Genomic DNA, 1,732 nt, shown 5'->3' with positions numbered 1-1,732 from the left:
GGACAAGCATCGTCATTTTATTATGGTCAGCCTCAGGGTGAAGTGTGTCTAATCAACAGGGTTTTCGGTCTCTAAGTACTTTTTAAAGGGAACATCATCGACTCAAATCTCTATTTGCAACAGTGCCGAAATTAGTTCGATTAGGCAGTCATAGTGAATTGGTAATTTGAGTGACCAAATATCAATAACAAAATTTTAAAGTAATCTTCAAAAATGGGAGCTTAAGGCACCCATTTTTGACTTCGGATAACGTGTATTATATTAATTTTAGAATCTCTTATACGGACAATAACGATGACGAGAATATTTATACTGATGTTCGTCGTTGGACTTTTGAGCGCTTGTCATAGGCCTTCATCAGCCGATCAATCCAAGATGCAAGAATTACAAGTAATATCTTCTGGTGAACAGACCTTAGCAAAATTTTCTTGGCAATTGATCGAGGCAACAAATGCTAATAGTGAACGTATAGATTCATTATTTTTGGCTTCAAAACCTGACCAGTCTATCACGCTAAAATTTGCAGATAAGATGCTGTATATTGGTAATTTATTTTGTAATATAAATTCGATTGGTATTCATTTTAAAGGCAATCGTTTATATGCTGAACAGCCAATTGTTGCCACAATGATGGGCTGTCCTGATGATATCAACTTACGTGAAAGTACGATGATAGATATTCTGGTGAATGCTCCCACATTGTATCTTCAATCTCGTAAGGGGCAGGTACAACTGCTTATAGAAACACAAAAAAAAGAGAAGTTGATTTTTAAAGGTGTTCAAGTCAACAAGTAGCCTGAATTCTTGCAGTACACTGATGAAAATCATAAATATTTTTTATAAAGTGAGATTTCACAAAAAATGAGATTTTTTTCTTTACTAATCTTACTTATATTTTCCACGTCTATACTGGCTTCTCCTGCTTTTGCCCCTCAAGAATTAGAAGTATATAAGGGGCTCCAAAAAGCTAATATGTCACGTTTAAGAGTAAACCTGACTGTTTCTGGTAATGACCATAAAGGGAAAATTAATGTATCTAATTTCACTTTATGTTCAGCCGCTTCCTGCTGGAAAATTAAGGTTAATAGATATGTACCTGTTGTGATACCTCACAAGTTATAGTTATTAATAAACTCATAAGACCAATTGAAGAACTACCAAAATGAAGAATAGCCTATTTTACTGTCTTACATTAGTTCTACTTATAGGATGCCAGCCATTTGAAAAAAATGGATATATTTTTATTAAAAATCAGACTGATTATCCAATTACAGACCTTAAAGTAACTTATACTAGTGCTCAAAAAACTTATAGCTTAGGTACTCTTTATCCTTATTCAGAATATAAATACGCCATCAATTACGAGCAGCACAATGAGGATTCAATAATCTTTTCATATTTAGATAAAAATCATAAAAAGATTAATCAAGAAGTAGCTACGTATGCAGCCAAATATGATAGGAAAAGTTATGAAATAGTTATTCAATAGAATATAAATTACAATTACTAATTGAACGAAAAAACTTCAATTTGAAATTTCAAAAACTTGATTTTTCCACTAAATAACTATCCATTTAACATAATGGTGGTTATACGAATTGAACGTGTAACTCCAAAATAGAAATGTCCGGTTTCTCCAAAGTAAAAATGTCCGCTTTTAGAATATGCGCTGTTGCAATTTTCTTAGCGGACGGTTTGATATGTTGGTGTCTATGTCGGATAAAGAACTTAA

At 32.7% G+C, this 1,732-nt stretch carries 2 protein-coding genes and 1 pseudogene; all 3 read left to right on the top strand.

Annotated elements, in window-relative coordinates; genetic code table 11:
• A pseudogene (locus tag FTT71_RS13140) lies at positions 1-75 on the top strand (IS6 family transposase); the annotation flags it as partial.
• 300 nt (positions 76-375) lie between these two features.
• Positions 376-795 carry an META domain-containing protein gene (locus tag FTT71_RS13135; protein ID WP_164731167.1) on the top strand — a complete coding sequence of 140 codons (420 nt, stop codon included), beginning with the start codon at positions 376-378 and terminating at the stop codon, positions 793-795.
• A gap of 367 nt (positions 796-1,162) precedes the next feature.
• A complete protein-coding gene (locus tag FTT71_RS13130) occupies positions 1,163-1,489 on the top strand; it encodes a hypothetical protein (protein WP_180161021.1) in 327 nt (108 codons plus the stop codon).
• The last annotated feature ends 243 nt before the right edge of the window (positions 1,490-1,732 follow it).

The organism is Acinetobacter sp. YH01004 (assembly GCF_013420455.1).
Taxonomy (GTDB): domain Bacteria; phylum Pseudomonadota; class Gammaproteobacteria; order Pseudomonadales; family Moraxellaceae; genus Acinetobacter; species Acinetobacter towneri.
The sequence above is the reverse complement of the archived record's forward strand: the minus strand, read 5'-3'. Positions and strand labels throughout refer to the sequence as shown.

What these genes read in the sequence shown, in the direction of transcription:
- FTT71_RS13135 (WP_164731167.1), top strand. Translation starts at nt 376, where the DNA reads ATGCAAGAATTACAAGTAATATCTTCTGGTGAACAGACCTTAGCAAAA.
- FTT71_RS13130 (WP_180161021.1), top strand. Translation starts at nt 1,163, where the DNA reads ATGAAGAATAGCCTATTTTACTGTCTTACATTAGTTCTACTTATAGGA.